Raw genomic sequence first — 14,378 nt, 5'->3', positions numbered from 1 at the left:
CGTATTCTGATTTTTATAGTCTGGCGGGTTCGTGGCGCTATCGGAGGATCATGCGAGGTAGTATTGGCCTCTTTCGGGAGGTGCGCATGAAAGAAAAGTTGGTTGAGTCGGAAAAACAAAAAGTAGTCTTCTCACCTTCGGTGCAGAACTACACGAGCAAAGATTTTTCAGGTGAGGATGCAGACAATATAGATGCCGGTCATATGGAGAATTCAGGTCGGCAGGTTGCCTGTGGGGAAGAACACACGAAGAAAAGTAAGATTCCAGTCAGTCTATCTGGCGTTGACGAAAAATTTCAGGTTAAAGGCTTTGTCGAAGCATATGAAACATTTATTGATGAAAATCCCTCCTGTCGTCCGCTCAATAAGGTGCCCGACCTATTGTTCACGTTGGTTGGTGGGGTAATTGCAGTGATCGGATTGCTGATGATGTTGTTTGGTCCTGACAGCATCATGGTAAGTGTCGTATCTGGTCCGACCTTTTTTCAATACATTCAACTTTATCCAGGCTATGTATTTAGTCTTGGCGCTTTTCTGTCTTCAGTTGGAGTGAAGCTTTTCAGGGAGGCCAAAGGCGTATCGCGTGAGCAGTTTCTAGCTGACGAATATGAGTTGTCAGGAAAGGAGGGTGTGCTACGCGATGGTTCTTACTCACTCCGATATAAGGGTAAGGGAAATTTCTTGATCAAGTATCAATCCGAAGGTTGAGACTCAGCGCTCACGCGCCCATCGTGCTGCTCGCCTCCTGCTCAATCCGCAACGCTGTCCTCTGCAACGCCGGCAAATAACGCACAACCGCCTGCTCGATACTCATCGCCTTCGCCACATACACCAGATTCAGGCACCCCAGCAGTTGTTGCTTACCGCGGATCGGCACGGCGATGGAGGCGATCTTTTCTTCCTGGTCCCAGGTCATGAAGTTTTCCCCGTAACCCCGGTGGCGGGTTTTGCGCAGGAGGTTGTCCAGTGCTTCGGGATTACGTGCCAGACGGCTGTCTTCGTCGTCGCGGCTGGCCAGCAACTCGATGATGTGTTCGCGTTCGGCATCCGGGCAGAAGGCGAGGTAGGCCAGGCCCGTGGCGGTGAGCAGGATGGGCAGGCGTCGGCCGACGATGGAGCGGTGAAACGACAGGCGGCTGAAGCGGTGGGTCGATTCACGCACCACCATCGCATCGACATCCAGGGTACAGAGGTCGGTCGGCCACACCACCTCCTGCAGCAGCTCGGCCAGCAGTGGAGCGGCGAGGGCGGAGATCCATTGGTCGTCGCGGAAACCTTCGCTCAGTTCGCGTACCTTCAGGCACAGGCGGAAGCTGTCGTCTGATTCGCTGCGACGTACGTAGCCTTCTTCCTGCAAGGTCTCAAGCAGGCGTCGCACGGTGGTGCGGTGCAGGCCCGTCAGCTCGGCCAGACGGGTCGGGCTGGCGCCACCGCCGAGGTGGTTGAGAGTGTTGAGCAGCAGCAGACCGCGGGTCAGTCCGCGAACCGTCTTGTAGTCGGATTCGCCTTCGGATGCCATGAATTCACCAGAAATTCGTTGTAAATCAGCACTGTGCACTAGGTGCACGGCGCGGCGGTTTTTGATTGTAGGGCAAGAAATGGCGTTCTTATACTAGCGCCAACAAGAACGAACACCCTTACAAGGGAAACCACCATGCTGCCTGCCCGCGCCCCCTCTCTGCCCGACGCGCCGTCTTGACGCACTGACGGCCCGACCCTGCCACCTCTGAGCAAGGTCGCCCACCGAACCCTTTTGCAACCTTCACACCCACGAACTTTTCCAGGTTCGGGGGCTGGCCCCGGCTTGCCTGATGTTTGTCCAGCCGGCCGCCGTGACGCTGTCCGATACGGTGAAAAACAATGAAAACAACCCCTACCTTTTCCTCGCAGACTGACCACAAGGCCCAGGTTGTGGTGTTGGGTGCCGGCCCGGTGGGCCTGGCGATCGCCAACTACCTTGGTCAGTCCGGCATTGACGTGCTGGTGGTGGAGAAGCTCGACAAGCTGATCGACTACCCCCGCGCCATCGGCATCGATGATGAGTCGCTACGTACCGTGCAGGCCATCGGTCTAGTGGACCAAGTATTGCCGCACACCACCCCGTGGCACGCCATGCGTTTCCTCACGCCCAAAGGGCGTTGCTTCGCCGATATTCAGCCGCTGACGGAGGAATTCGGCTGGTCGCGGCGCAATGCCTTTATCCAGCCGCAGGTGGATGCCGTGCTGCTTAACGGCCTGAAACGCTTCGGTAATGTGCGCATCCTGTTCAGCCGTGACGTCACCGAATTCACCCAGGATGACAGCGGTGTGAGCCTGCGCATGGAAGGTCCCGGCGCAGTCCAGGAAACCGTGCGCGGCGACTATCTGGTGGCTTGCGATGGCGGCAACAGCTACGTGCGTCGCACCCTCGGCATTTCGTTCGACGGCAAGACCGCGCCGAACCAGTGGATCGTCGTCGATATCGCCAACGATCCGCTGGGCACGCCGAACGTGTACCTGTGCTGCGATCCGGTGCGCCCCTACGTCTCCGCCGCATTGCCCCACGGCGTGCGCCGCTTCGAATTCATGGTGATGCCCGGTGAAACCGAGGCGGAACTGAGCAAGCCGGAAAACATGCGGCGCCTGCTGGCCAAGGTGCTGCCGGACCCGGACCGCATCGAACTTATCCGCAGCCGCGTCTACACCCACAACGCGCGCCTCGCCGGGCAATTCCGCAGCAAGCGGGTCCTGCTTGCCGGCGATGCCGCGCACATCATGCCGGTCTGGCAGGGGCAGGGTTACAACAGCGGCATGCGCGATGCCAGCAACCTCGGCTGGAAACTGGCGATGGTGGTCAAGGGCCTGGCCGGCGATGGTTTGCTGGATACCTATGAACTGGAGCGCCGTGACCACGCCCGGGCGATGATCAATCTGTCGGTGCTGGCGGGCCATGTGCTGGCGCCGCCGAAGCGTTGGCAGGGCGCGCTGCGCGACGGGATTTCCTGGCTGCTCAACTACCTGCCGCCGGTCAAACGCTACTTCCTGGAAATGCGCTTCAAGCCGATGCCGCAGTACAGCGCCGGTGCCCTGGTGGCCAGCACGCCGCAACTGGCGAACTCGCCGGTGGGTCGCATGTTCATCCAGCCCAAGGTGCAGACCGAAGATGGCCGCCAAGTGTTGCTGGACGACGTGATCGGCGACAACTTCGCGATCATCGCCTGGGGCACCAACCCGATCTGGGGCCTGAGTGCGGCGCAGGTGGCGTTCTGGCAACGCCTCGGCACCCGCTTCATTCAGGTGCTGCCGGCCGTGCAACTGGAGGCTGGGCGCGAGGCCATCGACGGTGTGATCCGGGTCGGCGATTGCAGCGGAAGTTTGAAGGAGTGGTTCGGTCGTTATCCAGCCTCCGTCGCCGTGGTGCGCCCGGACCGCTTCCTCGCGGCACTGGCCATTCCGCAGACGCTGGACAAGGCCTGCGACGCGCTGGCGCAGGCGGTTCATGCCACCGCGCCGCGGGTCAATCAGCCTGTCGCCAGCAAGGTAGCTTGAGATGGCCGCCCTGGTGCAATGCCTCTCGCACACGCCGTTGGTGGGGTTTGTCGATCCTGCGCAGGCGGTGCTGGATGAAGTGGACGCTGTGATCGCCAACGCCCGGGCCCAGGTCGAAGCCTTCGACCCGGAGCTGGTGTTCCTGTTCGCGCCGGACCACTACAACGGCTTTTTCTATGACGTCATGCCGTCGTTCTGCATCGGCATGTCGGCGCAGGCGATCGGCGACTTCGACACCGCCGCCGGTCCGCTGAACGTACCGAAGGACCTCGCCGAAGCCTGCGCCGAGGCGGTGCTGGAGGCGGGGGTGGATGCTGCGGTGTCTTACTGCATGCAGGTCGATCACGGTTTCGCCCAGCCTTTGGAACTGCTGCTCGGCGGCATCGACCGTTGCCCGGTGATCCCGGTGTTCATCAATTCGGTCGCGGTGCCGTTGCCGGGTTTCCAGCGCGCTCGCCTGTTCGGCGAGGCGATTGGCCGGTACGCCCGGACGCTGAACAAACGCGTGCTGTTCATCGGTTCCGGTGGCCTGTCGCATCAGCCGCCGGTGCCGGAGTTGGCGAAGGTGGACGCGCGCATGGCCGACCGCCTGATGGGCAGCGGCCGCAACTTGCCCGCCGATGAACGCGAGGCGCGCCAACAGCGGGTCATTCAGGCCGCCCGGCGTTTCGTCGAGGACCAGCACTCGCTGCATCCGCTCAATCCGGTCTGGGACCAGCAGTTTCTCGACGCCCTCAGCGAAGGCCGGCTGGCCGAGCTGGACGGCTTGAGCAACGCCGAACTGTCCGCCCTGGCCGGCAAATCCACCCATGAAGTGAAGACCTGGGTCGCCGCGTTCGCCGCGCTGTCGGCGTTCGGTCCCTATGCGGCCAGCGACCGCTATTACCGGCCGATCCCCGAATGGATCGCCGGCTTCGGCGCCCTTGCGGCGCGCCCCGTATCCACCGCATCGAAGGAAGCCTGAACATGACTACCGCAACCGAAGCCTCCAGCAGCCGTCTGGTTCGAATCCAGGAAGGCGATCTCGATCTGCAACTGCATTACAACGACGTTGGCCAGGGTGATGAAACCGTGGTCATGCTGCACGGTTCCGGCCCTGGCGCCAGCGGCTGGGCCAACTTCAACCGCAACATCGAACCACTGACCGCCGCCGGTTACCGGGTGATCCTGATGGACTGCCCGGGCTGGAGCAAAAGCGATCCGATCGTCTGCCGCGGCTCGCGCTCGGACCTCAACGCCCGCGCCCTCAAGGGCCTGCTCGACGCCCTCGACCTCGACCGCGTGCACATTCTCGGCAACTCCATGGGCGGCCACAGCGCCGTCGCCTTTGCCCTCGCCAACCCGCAGCGGGTCGGCAAGCTGGTGCTGATGGGCGGCGGGACCGGCGGCGCAAGTCCGTTCGTGCCGATGCCCACCGAGGGCATCAAGTTGCTGAACGGCCTGTACCGCGAGCCGACCATCGACAACCTGAAGAAGATGATGAATGTCTTTGTCTTCGACGCCAGCAGCCTCACCGAAGAACTGTTCCAGACCCGCCTCGACAACATGCTGGCGCGCCGCGACCATCTGGAAAACTTCGTCGCCAGCCTGGCCGCCAATCCGAAGCAGTTCCCCGACTTCGGCCCACGGCTGCACGAAATCAGCGCCCAGACTCTGGTGGTCTGGGGCCGCGAAGACCGCTTCGTGCCAATGGACGCCGGCCTGCGTCTGCTCGCGGGCCTGCCCAACGCGCAACTGCATGTGTTCAACCGTTGCGGCCACTGGGCGCAGTGGGAACACGCCGACGCCTTCAACCGCATGGTCCTGGATTTCCTCAGCCATTGATCTGGAGTCGAGCATGACAATTTCCCAGCAGACCCTGGATCAACTGGCCGCCGAGCTGCGCCAGGCCGAAGCCAGCGGTGCAGCCATCGCCCCGTTGCGCGAGCGCATCGGCGAAGACAACGGCGAGGCGGCCTACGCCATCCAGCGCCTGAACATCGCCCATGCCGTGGCCGGCGGACGCCGGGTGGTGGGGCGCAAGATCGGCCTGACCAATCCCAAGGTGCAGGCCCAGCTCGGCGTCGACCAGCCGGACTTCGGCACGTTGTTCGCCGACATGTGCTACGGCGACAACGAAACCGTGCCGTTCGGCCGTGTGCAGCAAGCGAAGATCGAGGCGGAAATCGCCCTTGTCCTCAAGCGCGATCTGCCGGCCGTGGACACCACTTTTGCCGAGGTCCTCGCGGCGACCGGTTGGGTGATGCCGGCGCTGGAGATCGTCGGCAGCCGGGTGGCGGGCTGGAATATCCGCTTCGTCGACACCGTTGCCGACAACGCCTCCAGCGGCTGCTTCGTGCTCGGCGGGCCGATGCGGCGCATTGATGGCCTCGACCTGCGCAACGCGGCCATGCGCATGACCCGCAACGGCGAAGAAGTCTCCAGCGGCAGCGGCGCCCAGTGCCTGGGCCATCCGCTCAACGCTGCGGTGTGGCTGGCGCGGACCATGGCCCGGCTGGGCGAACCGCTGCGCGCCGGCGACGTGATCCTCACCGGCGCCCTCGGGCCGATGGTCGTGGTTGCCGCGGGTGATCGCTTCGAGGCCGAGATCGACGGTATCGGCCAAGTGGCCGTGGAATTCACGGTCGAGTGATTGCGACCTGCGTGCACAAGAGATGAACACAATGAAAAAACTCAACGTCGCCATCATCGGCTCCGGCAACATCGGCACCGACTTGATGATCAAGATCCTGCGCAACGCGCAGCACCTGGAAATGTCGGTGATGGTCGGCATCGACCCGAACTCCGATGGACTGGCGAGAGCTGCTCGCATGGGCGTGGCCACGACCCACGAAGGCGTGCAAGGCCTGACCCGTATGGCGCAATTCCAGCACATCGACTTCGTCTTCGATGCCACCAGCGCCGGCGCCCACGTCAAGAACGACGCCTTCCTGCGTTCGATCAAACCCGGCATCCGCCTGATCGACCTGACGCCGGCGGCCATCGGCCCGTACTGCGTGCCGGTGGTGAATCTGGAACAGAACCTCGACCAACTCAACGTCAACATGGTCACTTGTGGCGGCCAGGCCACCATTCCGATGGTCGCGGCCGTATCTCGCGTGGCCAAGGTTCACTACGCCGAAATCGTCGCCTCGATTGCCAGCAAATCCGCTGGCCCCGGCACCCGCGCCAATATCGACGAGTTCACCGAAACCACCTCCCGCGCCATCGAAGTGATCGGCGGCGCGGCCAAGGGCAAGGCGATCATCGTGATGAACCCGGCCGAGCCGCCGCTGATCATGCGCGACACCGTTTTCGTGCTGTCAGAAGCGGCTGATCGGGCGCAGGTCCAAGCGTCCATCGAAGAGATGGCGCAGGCGGTGCAGGCCTATGTGCCGGGTTATCGACTGAAACAGAAGGTGCAGTTCGAAGAGGTCAGCGACCTGAAGATTCCGGGACTCGGGATCTTCTCCGGTCTGAAGACCTCGGTGTTCCTCGAAGTCGAAGGCGCCGCCCATTACCTGCCGGCCTACGCCGGCAACCTCGACATCATGACGTCCGCCGCCATGGCCACCGCCGAGCGCATGGCCCTGTCGATGATCAACGGCTGAGGAACGACCATGAAAAAAATCTACATCTCCGACGTCACCCTGCGCGACGGCAGCCACGCGGTGCGCCATCAGTACACCCTCGACAATGCGCGGGATATCGCCCGTGCACTGGACAAGGCCAAGGTCGATTCCATCGAAGTCGCTCATGGCGATGGTCTGCAGGGGTCGAGCTTCAACTATGGCTTTGGCCGGCACACTGATCTTGAGTACATCGAGGCGGTGGCGGATGTGGTCAGCCACGCCAAGATCGCCACGCTGCTGTTGCCGGGGATCGGCACGGTCCACGACCTCAAGGCCGCCTACGATGCTGGCGCCCGCGTGGTCCGCGTCGCCACTCATTGCACTGAGGCCGACGTGTCCCGCCAGCACATCGAATACGCCCGCGAGCTGGGCATGGACACCGTCGGTTTCCTGATGATGAGCCACATGATCCCGGCCGAGCAGTTGGCGGCCCAGGGCAAATTGATGGAGAGCTACGGCGCCCAGTGCATCTACATGGCCGACTCCGGCGGCGCGATGAACATGCAGGACATTCGCGACCGGATGCGCGCCTTCAAGGCGGTACTGAACCCGCAAACCCAGACCGGCATGCACGCCCACCACAACCTCAGCCTCGGCGTCGCCAACTCGATTGCGGCGGTGGAAGAGGGCTGTGATCGCATTGATGCCAGTCTCGCGGGCATGGGTGCAGGCGCGGGTAATGCGCCGTTGGAAGTGTTTATCGCCGCCGCCGAGCGCCTCGGTTGGAACCATGGCACTGACCTGTACACCTTGATGGATGCGGCGGACGACATCGTCCGGCCCTTGCAGGACCGGCCGGTGCGGGTGGACCGCGAGTCGCTGGCGCTGGGGTATGCGGGGGTTTATTCGAGCTTCCTGCGCCATGCGGAAATCGCGGCAGCGCGGTATGGGTTGAAGACCGTGGACATTCTGGTGGAGCTGGGCAAGCGGCGGATGGTCGGGGGGCAGGAGGACATGATTGTGGATGTGGCGTTGGATCTGCTGGCTCGGCGGAATTAGCCGAAATCGCGAGCAAGCTCGCTCCTACAGGGGGGGCTTGCGTACGCAGGTCCCTTGTAGCCAAAAACAAAGGCCTCTACAACAATAAATCGAGGTACATCCCATGACCGGGATAACCGCAACAAATCGCGTGCAACTCGCCACCACCATCGCCCTGTGCTTCCTGGTGGCACTGATGGAAGGTCTCGACCTGCAGGCCGCTGGCATCGCCGCGCAAGGTATGGCCGCGGCCTTCGGGCTGGACAAGATGCAGATGGGCTGGGTGTTCAGCGCCGGGATTCTCGGCCTGTTGCCCGGCGCGTTCGTCGGCGGCTGGCTGGCCGACCGGATCGGCCGCAAGCGGGTATTGATGGCCGCCGTGGCGCTGTTCGGCCTGTTCTCGCTGGTGACCGCTGTGGCCTGGGATTTCCATAGTCTGGTGGCCGCCCGCTGCCTGACCGGCATCGGCCTCGGCGCTGCGCTGCCGAACCTGATCGCACTGACCTCCGAAGCCGCCGGCCCGCGCCTGCGCGGCACGGCGGTGAGCATGATGTATTGCGGCGTGCCGCTAGGCGCGGCACTGGCCGCGGTCATCGGCATCATCGGCTTTTCCGGCGGCTGGAAAGTGGTGTTCTACGTCGGCGGCCTGGTGCCGCTGTTGATCGTGCCGCTGCTCGGGCGCTACCTACCGGAGTCGGCGCAGTTCCAGGCCCGCCAGGCCGAGACCGCCAGCGCCGAGGAACACGGCGTCTGGCACGGACTGTTTCGCAACGGCGCGGCGCCGGCCACCTTGCTGTTGTGGCTGAGCTACTTCTTCACCCTCATGGTGGTCTACATCCTGGTCAACTGGCTGCCGAGCCTGCTGGTCGCCCAAGGCTTCGATTCGCGGCAGGCGAGTTGGGTGATGCTGGCGCTGCAACTGGGTGCGGCGGTAGGCACGCTGGCGCTGGGCGCGCTGATGGACCGTCTGCCGGCCTGGGCCATGGCGCTGCTGATTTATGTCGGCATCCTCGGTTCGCTGGCGGCGCTGGGCCTGGCCAACGCGTTGCCCGGCATGCTGGTGGCCGGCTTTGTCGCCGGGCTGTTCGCCACGGGCGGGCAGGGCGTGCTCTATGCCTTTACGCCGCTGTTCTATCCGACCCGCATGCGCGCCACCGGCGTGGGTTCGGCGGTCGCGGTGGGGCGGCTTGGCGCCATGAGCGGTCCGCTGATCGCCGGCAAGATGCTGGCGCTGGGCACCGGCACGGCGGGGGTGATGCTGGCCTCGGCGCCGGGCATCGTGCTGGCCGCGGCAGCGATGTTCTGCCTGTCGCAACGCAGCCGACAGGCCGACTGATTACCTCACTCCATTTCTCGCGCCAGGTCGCTGGCGCGGGTTCGCTTACAACAACAATAAAGTGAATGACCATGCCTGCATTTCTGCTCCGGGCGTTCGGCCTGTGGTTGCCGTTCGTCCTGATTTCCAACGCCTGCGCCGCAGGTTTCGTCGAGGACAGCAAAGCCAGCCTGACCGCCCGCAACTACTACTTCGATCGCGACTACAAAGGCACGTCGGCCCAGTCCGCTGCGCGCGAGTGGGCCCAGGGTTTTATCGTCCGCTTCAACTCGGGCTTCACCGAAGGCCCGGTGGGCTTCGGGCTCAACGCGCAGGGCATGTTGGGGATCAAGCTGGATTCCTCGCCCGACCGCGTCGGCACCGGTCTGCTGCCCTATGACCCGGCGACCCGCGAGCCCGACGACAACTATTCGGAACTGGGCCTCACCGCCAAGATGAAAATCTCGAAGACCGAGTTGCAGGCCGGCACCATCAGCACCCTGTTGCCGGTGATGTTCGCCAGCCCCAGCCGCCTATTGCCGCAGACCCTGCGTGGCACCTACCTGCGCTCCGAGGACATCGACGGCTTCACCCTGCACGCCGGCTGGCTTGATCGAATGAACCAGCGGGATTCCAGCAACTATCAGAAATTCACCGTCGCCGCGCCCAATGGCCGCTTCAACGGCAAGGCCGAGTCGGACCAGTTCCTGTTCCTCGGCGCGGACTGGCGCTGGTCTGATGCGCTGACCCTGAAGTACTACCACGCGGCTTTGCAGGATCTGTATCGCAAGGACTTCGTCGGCTTCGAGCACGTGACGCCGGTGGGCGCCGGCAAGCTGAAGAGCGACGTGCGTTATTTCATGGCTGGCGAGGACGGTGCGGCCAAGGCGGGGCGTGTGGATAACCGCAATCTGGCGGCGATGTTCAGCTATGCGCTGGGCGCCCACACCTTCGGTGCCGGTTACATGCACCTCAGTGGCGACAGCGCCATGCCCTATGTGGCGGGCACCGAGCCGCTGGTGATTACCGAGGGCTCGCTGAGTTCGGAGTTCATCAACGCGGATGAGCGCAGTTGGCAGGTGAAGTACGACTATGACTTCGGCGGGGTAGGCGTGCCGGGCCTGAAAGGAATGCTGCGCTACATCGATGGCAGCAACATCAGCCTGCCGACCGCGCTGGGCGGCGATGACCGGCACGAGCGGGAAACTGATGTCGAAGTCTCCTACGTGCTGCAGTCCGGAACCTTCAAGGGTGTGGGATTGCGGGTGCGGCATGCCTGGTACCGCAATGACTTCGCCCCGGCGGCGACCTTCAGGGACGGCAATGAACTGCGGGTGAATGTGGATTACACAATTGCGCTGTGGTGATGGTTTCTGACTGAGCGCGACGGTTCGGTGTGCCGAGCCGTCGCGAACGTCTGGGCATCAGGCCCGCTCGCCGCACAGGTCCAGCTCGAACCAATGCCGCGCCGTGGACAGGTCCAGCCCGGCGCCGAGCAGGGCGAACAGTTTGCCCAAGGCCGCCTCGCGGGTCATGCCACCGGCTGAAACCAGCCCGGTATCCCGCAGCCGGCTGCCGGCGGCGTAGGTGTCGAACACCACGCTGCCTTCCGCGCACTGGCTGATCGCCGCGACCAGCACGCCGCGCTTGCCGGCGTCGCGCAGGGCATCGAGCAACGCGTCGTCATCCGATGGGCCGGTGCCGCTGCCGTAGCACTCCAGCAGCAATCCCTTCACGCCGGTCTTCACCAGCGCCTCGACGTGCGCCGCCTGCAGGCCGGGATACACCGGCACCACCGCGAGGTTCACGGCGATGCGCGGCTGGCAGTAGCTCAGCACCGCGGGCACTTCAGCGGCGCGCTCGCCTTCGCGATGACGGGGCAGGGCGGCGAAGGCGTCAAAGGCTTCGCTGCGCAATTTGCTGGCGCGCACACCGGACATCAGCTTGCCGGCGAAGAACAACTGCACGCCGCTTTCCACGCCCGCGGCAAACAACGCCAGGGCGCCGCCGAGGTTGTCCCAGGCATCGCTGTCCGGCGCGCCGGCCGGCAGCATCGAGCCGGTCAGCACCACCGGCACGTCCAGGCCAAGCAGCAGGAACGACAGCGCTGCGGCGCTGTAGGCCAAGGTGTCGGTGCCGTGCAGCAGCAGGACGCCATCGTGGCCATCCTGTTTTACCGCCTCGACGATGGCATCACGCATCGCCAGCCAGTTCGCCTGCTGCATGTTGGCGCTGTCGAGCAGCGGCGCCATTTCGCGCAGTGTCCAATGCGGGCACGGTGTCTCGGGATGCTGTTCGAGCCAGGCACGCATGCGCGCGTCGAAGCCACCCGCCGGGGCCAGGCCCTGAGGGGTTTCCAGCATGCCGATGGTGCCGCCGGTGTAGAGGACAAGAAGGTTCTTTACTGCGCGCATGGGGGTATTCCGGAGCATGAAAAGAAAAATCGGGGCAAAAAAAAGCCGCCCGCGAAGGGGCGGCTTTCTTGTCGAGCGACAGCCAGGAAGGCTTAGCGCTGGGTTTGCGCGTCGCCTACCGCGGCGGCACGGTCGGCCTCGGCCTTGGCGCCGGCTGGCCAGGCGTCACGGTCCAGGTCCAGGTCAGCGAATTTCGCCGAGTCGAACACTGGCTGCTTGATGCCGGCCTTGCGCTGCTCGTCGTAGTCACGCATCACCCGCAGGCCGATGTTGAACAGCATGGCCAGGGCGATCAGGTTGACGAAGGCCAGGCAGGTCATGGTGATGTCGGCGAAGGCGAACACGGTGGACAGGTTCTGCACCGAACCCCAGACGATCAGGGCCAGGACCAGACCACGGTAGGCCATCAGCACCACGCGGTTGCGGGTCAGGAACTGCAGGCTGGTTTCGCCCAGGTAGTAGTTGTAGAGAATGCAGGTGAAGACGAACAGCGACAGCGCGACGCTGACGAACAGACGACCCCAGTCACCGACGACCGCCGCCAGGGAGTTCTGGGTCAGGACGATGCCGTCACCTTCGAAGCCCGGGGTGTAGAAGCCCGACAGCAGGATCAGCAGGGCGGTGCAGGTGCAGATGACGAAGGTGTCGAGGAACACGCTGAACGCCTGGACTACGCCTTGGGCGCCAGGGTGTTTCACCGCGGCGACGGCGGCGACGTTTGGCGCACTGCCCAGACCGGCTTCGTTGGCGAACACGCCACGCTTCACGCCCATGACAATGGCGCTGCCGAGCAGGCCGGCGAAGGCTGGGTCAAGACCGAAGGCGCTTTTGAAGATGGTTTCCAGCATCGCCGGAACGTGGTCGATCTGGCTGCCGATCACGTACAGGGTGACGCCGATGTAGGCCAGGGTCTTGACCGGAACCAGCAGGTCGGACACCGCGGCGATACGCTTGATGCCACCGAGGAACACGATTGCCAGCAGCACGGCCAGGGCGATGCCGGTGTGGCTTGGGTCGAAGCCGAAGGCGTTCTGCAGCGAGTGGGTCACGGTATAGGACTGCAGGCCGTTGAAGGCGAAGCCGTAGGTCACCAGCAGCAGGATCGAGAACACCACCGCCATGCTTTTCAGCTTCAGGCCGTGCTGGATGTAGTACGCCGGGCCGCCGCGGTACAGGCCATCGCCATCGGCGCGCTTGTAGACCTGGGCCAGGGTGCATTCGAAGAAGCTGCTGGACATGCCGACCAGTGCGGTGACCCACATCCAGAACACGGCACCCGGGCCGCCGAGGGTCACGGCGATACCGACACCGGCGATGTTACCGGCACCGACACGACCGGCCAGGCTCAGCATCAGCGCCTGGAAAGAGCTCAGTTGGCCAGCCTGGCCGCGCAACGATTCCTTGAACACACTGAACATGTGGCCGAAATGGCGGAATTGGACGAAACGGGAGCGGAGGGTGAAATAGCTGCCCAGTCCGACGATAAGCACGATGAGGAGTTTCCCCGAGAGGAAATCGTTGAGCGCTTCGAGCATGGAAGTGACCTCGGATTCTTATTCTTTGCATGAAAGACAGATCGGCCGGCGTCGACGCGCCTGGTCCGTGGGGCGCATGTTTGGCTATGACACCGGTGGTTACAATTTCGCCAGTTGCTCTCAATTGATGCGACTTGATGCTAAACTCGCGCCCATCGCATCAGTCCGGATTTCCCCATGAGTGAACACCTTGGCCCCAACCTCAAGTTGGCCTGCAGCCACTACCGCTCTATTTCCGAGGTTTGCCGGCAGCTCTCGATCAACCGGGCGCAGTTCAACAAGTACCTGAGCGGCCAGAGCCAGCCGACGGCCTACAACCTCAAGCGCATCGGCGATTTCTTCGGCGTCGAGGATTACGAGCTGTGCCTGCCGCCGGAACAGTTCGCCCGCCTGATCGGTGCGCGCAGCAGCAGCCTCAACGTGCCGGCCAAAAACGACCCGCTGCTGGAGTTGCTGCGTCCGTTGCGCGAGCACAGTGGCAACCTGTCGCGCTACTGCGGTTACTACTTCGAGTACTCCAACTGCATGTCGGTGCCGGGCAATGTCCTGCTGTCGCTGGTGCATTTGCGCGAGGAGAACGGCAATTTCCTGTTTGAACGCCAGGAGCGCCAGGAGCGCTCCAGCAGCACCGACGTGCAAGCCGAGGACTGGGTGCGTTGCCGTTACCTGGGCGCCGCATTCCAGTTGCAGGATCGGCTGTTTCTGCTGGATTACGAGTCACTGACCGTCAATGAGATGAGCCAGACCATCCTGATTCCCAGCTTCAAGAGCCGCATCACCCGCCTCAATGGCCTCAAGACCGGCGTTTCCAGCGGCGACCGACGCACCCCGGCCTGCACCCGGGTGGTCTGGGAATACCTGGGCCCGGAGATCAACCGCATCAACGCCTATCGCCAGGTGAAGCTGTATCGCCCGGACGATCCGCGCATCGACGATGACGTGCGCGAACGGCTGACCGCCGGGCCGATCAGCAACGGCCTGTTCGAGATCGAGTAAGC

13 protein-coding genes are annotated in these 14,378 nt (G+C 63.5%); 10 read left to right on the top strand and 3 right to left on the bottom strand.

Annotated elements, in window-relative coordinates; translation table 11 throughout:
* Positions 1-86: 86 nt before the first annotated feature.
* The gene (locus tag NTD82_RS00780) at positions 87-707 is read left to right on the top strand and encodes a hypothetical protein (RefSeq protein WP_262127446.1); all 621 of its coding nucleotides are present in this window, start codon (positions 87-89) and stop codon (positions 705-707) included.
* Positions 708-717: 10 nt separating this feature from the next.
* On the opposite strand, the gene NTD82_RS00775 is transcribed toward NTD82_RS00780, so the two are convergent.
* Positions 718-1,518 (bottom strand): DNA-binding transcriptional regulator, encoded by an 801-nt coding sequence (locus NTD82_RS00775; protein WP_095160064.1) that lies wholly within the window; start codon positions 1,516-1,518, stop codon positions 718-720.
* 341 nt (positions 1,519-1,859) lie between these two features.
* Between NTD82_RS00775 and NTD82_RS00770 the strand changes: the two genes are divergently transcribed.
* The 8 genes from NTD82_RS00770 (at position 1,860) to NTD82_RS00735 (ending at position 10,798) form a co-directional block, all read left to right on the top strand.
* Positions 1,860-3,527 carry a bifunctional 3-(3-hydroxy-phenyl)propionate/3-hydroxycinnamic acid hydroxylase gene (locus tag NTD82_RS00770; RefSeq protein ID WP_262127445.1) on the top strand — a complete coding sequence of 556 codons (1,668 nt, stop codon included), beginning with the start codon at positions 1,860-1,862 and terminating at the stop codon, positions 3,525-3,527.
* Position 3,528: 1 nt separating this feature from the next.
* Entirely contained in the window at positions 3,529-4,491 is a 963-nt protein-coding gene (gene mhpB, locus NTD82_RS00765) for a 3-carboxyethylcatechol 2,3-dioxygenase (protein ID WP_262127444.1), read from the top strand.
* A 2-nt stretch (positions 4,492-4,493) separates the two neighbouring features.
* A complete protein-coding gene (locus NTD82_RS00760; protein ID WP_262127443.1) occupies positions 4,494-5,351 on the top strand; it encodes an alpha/beta fold hydrolase in 858 nt (285 codons plus the stop codon).
* Positions 5,352-5,364: 13 nt separating this feature from the next.
* Entirely contained in the window at positions 5,365-6,159 is a 795-nt protein-coding gene (gene mhpD / locus NTD82_RS00755) for a 2-keto-4-pentenoate hydratase (protein ID WP_262127442.1), read from the top strand.
* A gap of 31 nt (positions 6,160-6,190) precedes the next feature.
* The gene (locus NTD82_RS00750) at positions 6,191-7,117 is read left to right on the top strand and encodes an acetaldehyde dehydrogenase (acetylating) (protein ID WP_262127440.1); all 927 of its coding nucleotides are present in this window, start codon (positions 6,191-6,193) and stop codon (positions 7,115-7,117) included.
* Between the two features lie 9 nt (positions 7,118-7,126).
* The gene (gene dmpG, locus NTD82_RS00745; protein WP_262127439.1) at positions 7,127-8,137 is read left to right on the top strand and encodes a 4-hydroxy-2-oxovalerate aldolase; all 1,011 of its coding nucleotides are present in this window, start codon (positions 7,127-7,129) and stop codon (positions 8,135-8,137) included.
* A 103-nt stretch (positions 8,138-8,240) separates the two neighbouring features.
* Positions 8,241-9,452, top strand: coding sequence for a 3-(3-hydroxy-phenyl)propionate transporter MhpT (gene mhpT / locus NTD82_RS00740; RefSeq protein ID WP_262127437.1), 1,212 nt, complete (start codon positions 8,241-8,243; stop codon positions 9,450-9,452).
* Positions 9,453-9,523: 71 nt separating this feature from the next.
* Positions 9,524-10,798, top strand: a complete 1,275-nt coding sequence (locus NTD82_RS00735) for an OprD family porin (RefSeq protein ID WP_262127435.1) — start codon at positions 9,524-9,526, stop codon at positions 10,796-10,798.
* A gap of 57 nt (positions 10,799-10,855) precedes the next feature.
* Here NTD82_RS00735 and NTD82_RS00730 read toward each other — a convergent pair whose 3' ends face one another.
* Together NTD82_RS00730 and NTD82_RS00725 are read right to left on the bottom strand one after the other, a co-directional pair.
* A complete protein-coding gene (locus tag NTD82_RS00730; protein WP_262127433.1) occupies positions 10,856-11,845 on the bottom strand; it encodes an asparaginase in 990 nt (329 codons plus the stop codon).
* A gap of 92 nt (positions 11,846-11,937) precedes the next feature.
* On the bottom strand, positions 11,938-13,380 hold the full coding sequence (locus NTD82_RS00725) for an alanine/glycine:cation symporter family protein (RefSeq protein WP_262127432.1): 1,443 nt from the start codon (positions 13,378-13,380) through the stop codon (positions 11,938-11,940).
* A gap of 177 nt (positions 13,381-13,557) precedes the next feature.
* Here NTD82_RS00725 and NTD82_RS00720 point away from each other — a divergent pair, with 177 nt between their 5' ends.
* The gene (locus NTD82_RS00720) at positions 13,558-14,376 is read left to right on the top strand and encodes a helix-turn-helix domain-containing protein (protein ID WP_262127430.1); all 819 of its coding nucleotides are present in this window, start codon (positions 13,558-13,560) and stop codon (positions 14,374-14,376) included.
* The last annotated feature ends 2 nt before the right edge of the window (positions 14,377-14,378 follow it).

The sequence above is a fragment of the Pseudomonas sp. 5P_5.1_Bac1 genome (assembly GCF_025466015.1).
Taxonomy (GTDB): domain Bacteria; phylum Pseudomonadota; class Gammaproteobacteria; order Pseudomonadales; family Pseudomonadaceae; genus Aquipseudomonas.
Note: the sequence above shows the minus strand (reverse complement) of the source record. Positions and strands in the feature narration are given on the sequence as shown.

Excerpts from the sequence above, each read along its gene's own strand:
- NTD82_RS00780 (WP_262127446.1), top strand. The coding sequence starts at position 87 with ATGAAAGAAAAGTTGGTTGAGTCGGAAAAACAAAAAGTAGTCTTCTCA.
- NTD82_RS00775 (WP_095160064.1), bottom strand. The coding sequence starts at position 1,518 with ATGGCATCCGAAGGCGAATCCGACTACAAGACGGTTCGCGGACTGACC.
- NTD82_RS00770 (WP_262127445.1), top strand. The coding sequence starts at position 1,860 with ATGAAAACAACCCCTACCTTTTCCTCGCAGACTGACCACAAGGCCCAG.
- mhpB (WP_262127444.1), top strand. The coding sequence starts at position 3,529 with ATGGCCGCCCTGGTGCAATGCCTCTCGCACACGCCGTTGGTGGGGTTT.
- NTD82_RS00760 (WP_262127443.1), top strand. The coding sequence starts at position 4,494 with ATGACTACCGCAACCGAAGCCTCCAGCAGCCGTCTGGTTCGAATCCAG.
- mhpD (WP_262127442.1), top strand. The coding sequence starts at position 5,365 with ATGACAATTTCCCAGCAGACCCTGGATCAACTGGCCGCCGAGCTGCGC.
- NTD82_RS00750 (WP_262127440.1), top strand. The coding sequence starts at position 6,191 with ATGAAAAAACTCAACGTCGCCATCATCGGCTCCGGCAACATCGGCACC.
- dmpG (WP_262127439.1), top strand. The coding sequence starts at position 7,127 with ATGAAAAAAATCTACATCTCCGACGTCACCCTGCGCGACGGCAGCCAC.
- mhpT (WP_262127437.1), top strand. The coding sequence starts at position 8,241 with ATGACCGGGATAACCGCAACAAATCGCGTGCAACTCGCCACCACCATC.
- NTD82_RS00735 (WP_262127435.1), top strand. The coding sequence starts at position 9,524 with ATGCCTGCATTTCTGCTCCGGGCGTTCGGCCTGTGGTTGCCGTTCGTC.
- NTD82_RS00730 (WP_262127433.1), bottom strand. The coding sequence starts at position 11,845 with ATGCGCGCAGTAAAGAACCTTCTTGTCCTCTACACCGGCGGCACCATC.
- NTD82_RS00725 (WP_262127432.1), bottom strand. The coding sequence starts at position 13,380 with ATGCTCGAAGCGCTCAACGATTTCCTCTCGGGGAAACTCCTCATCGTG.
- NTD82_RS00720 (WP_262127430.1), top strand. The coding sequence starts at position 13,558 with ATGAGTGAACACCTTGGCCCCAACCTCAAGTTGGCCTGCAGCCACTAC.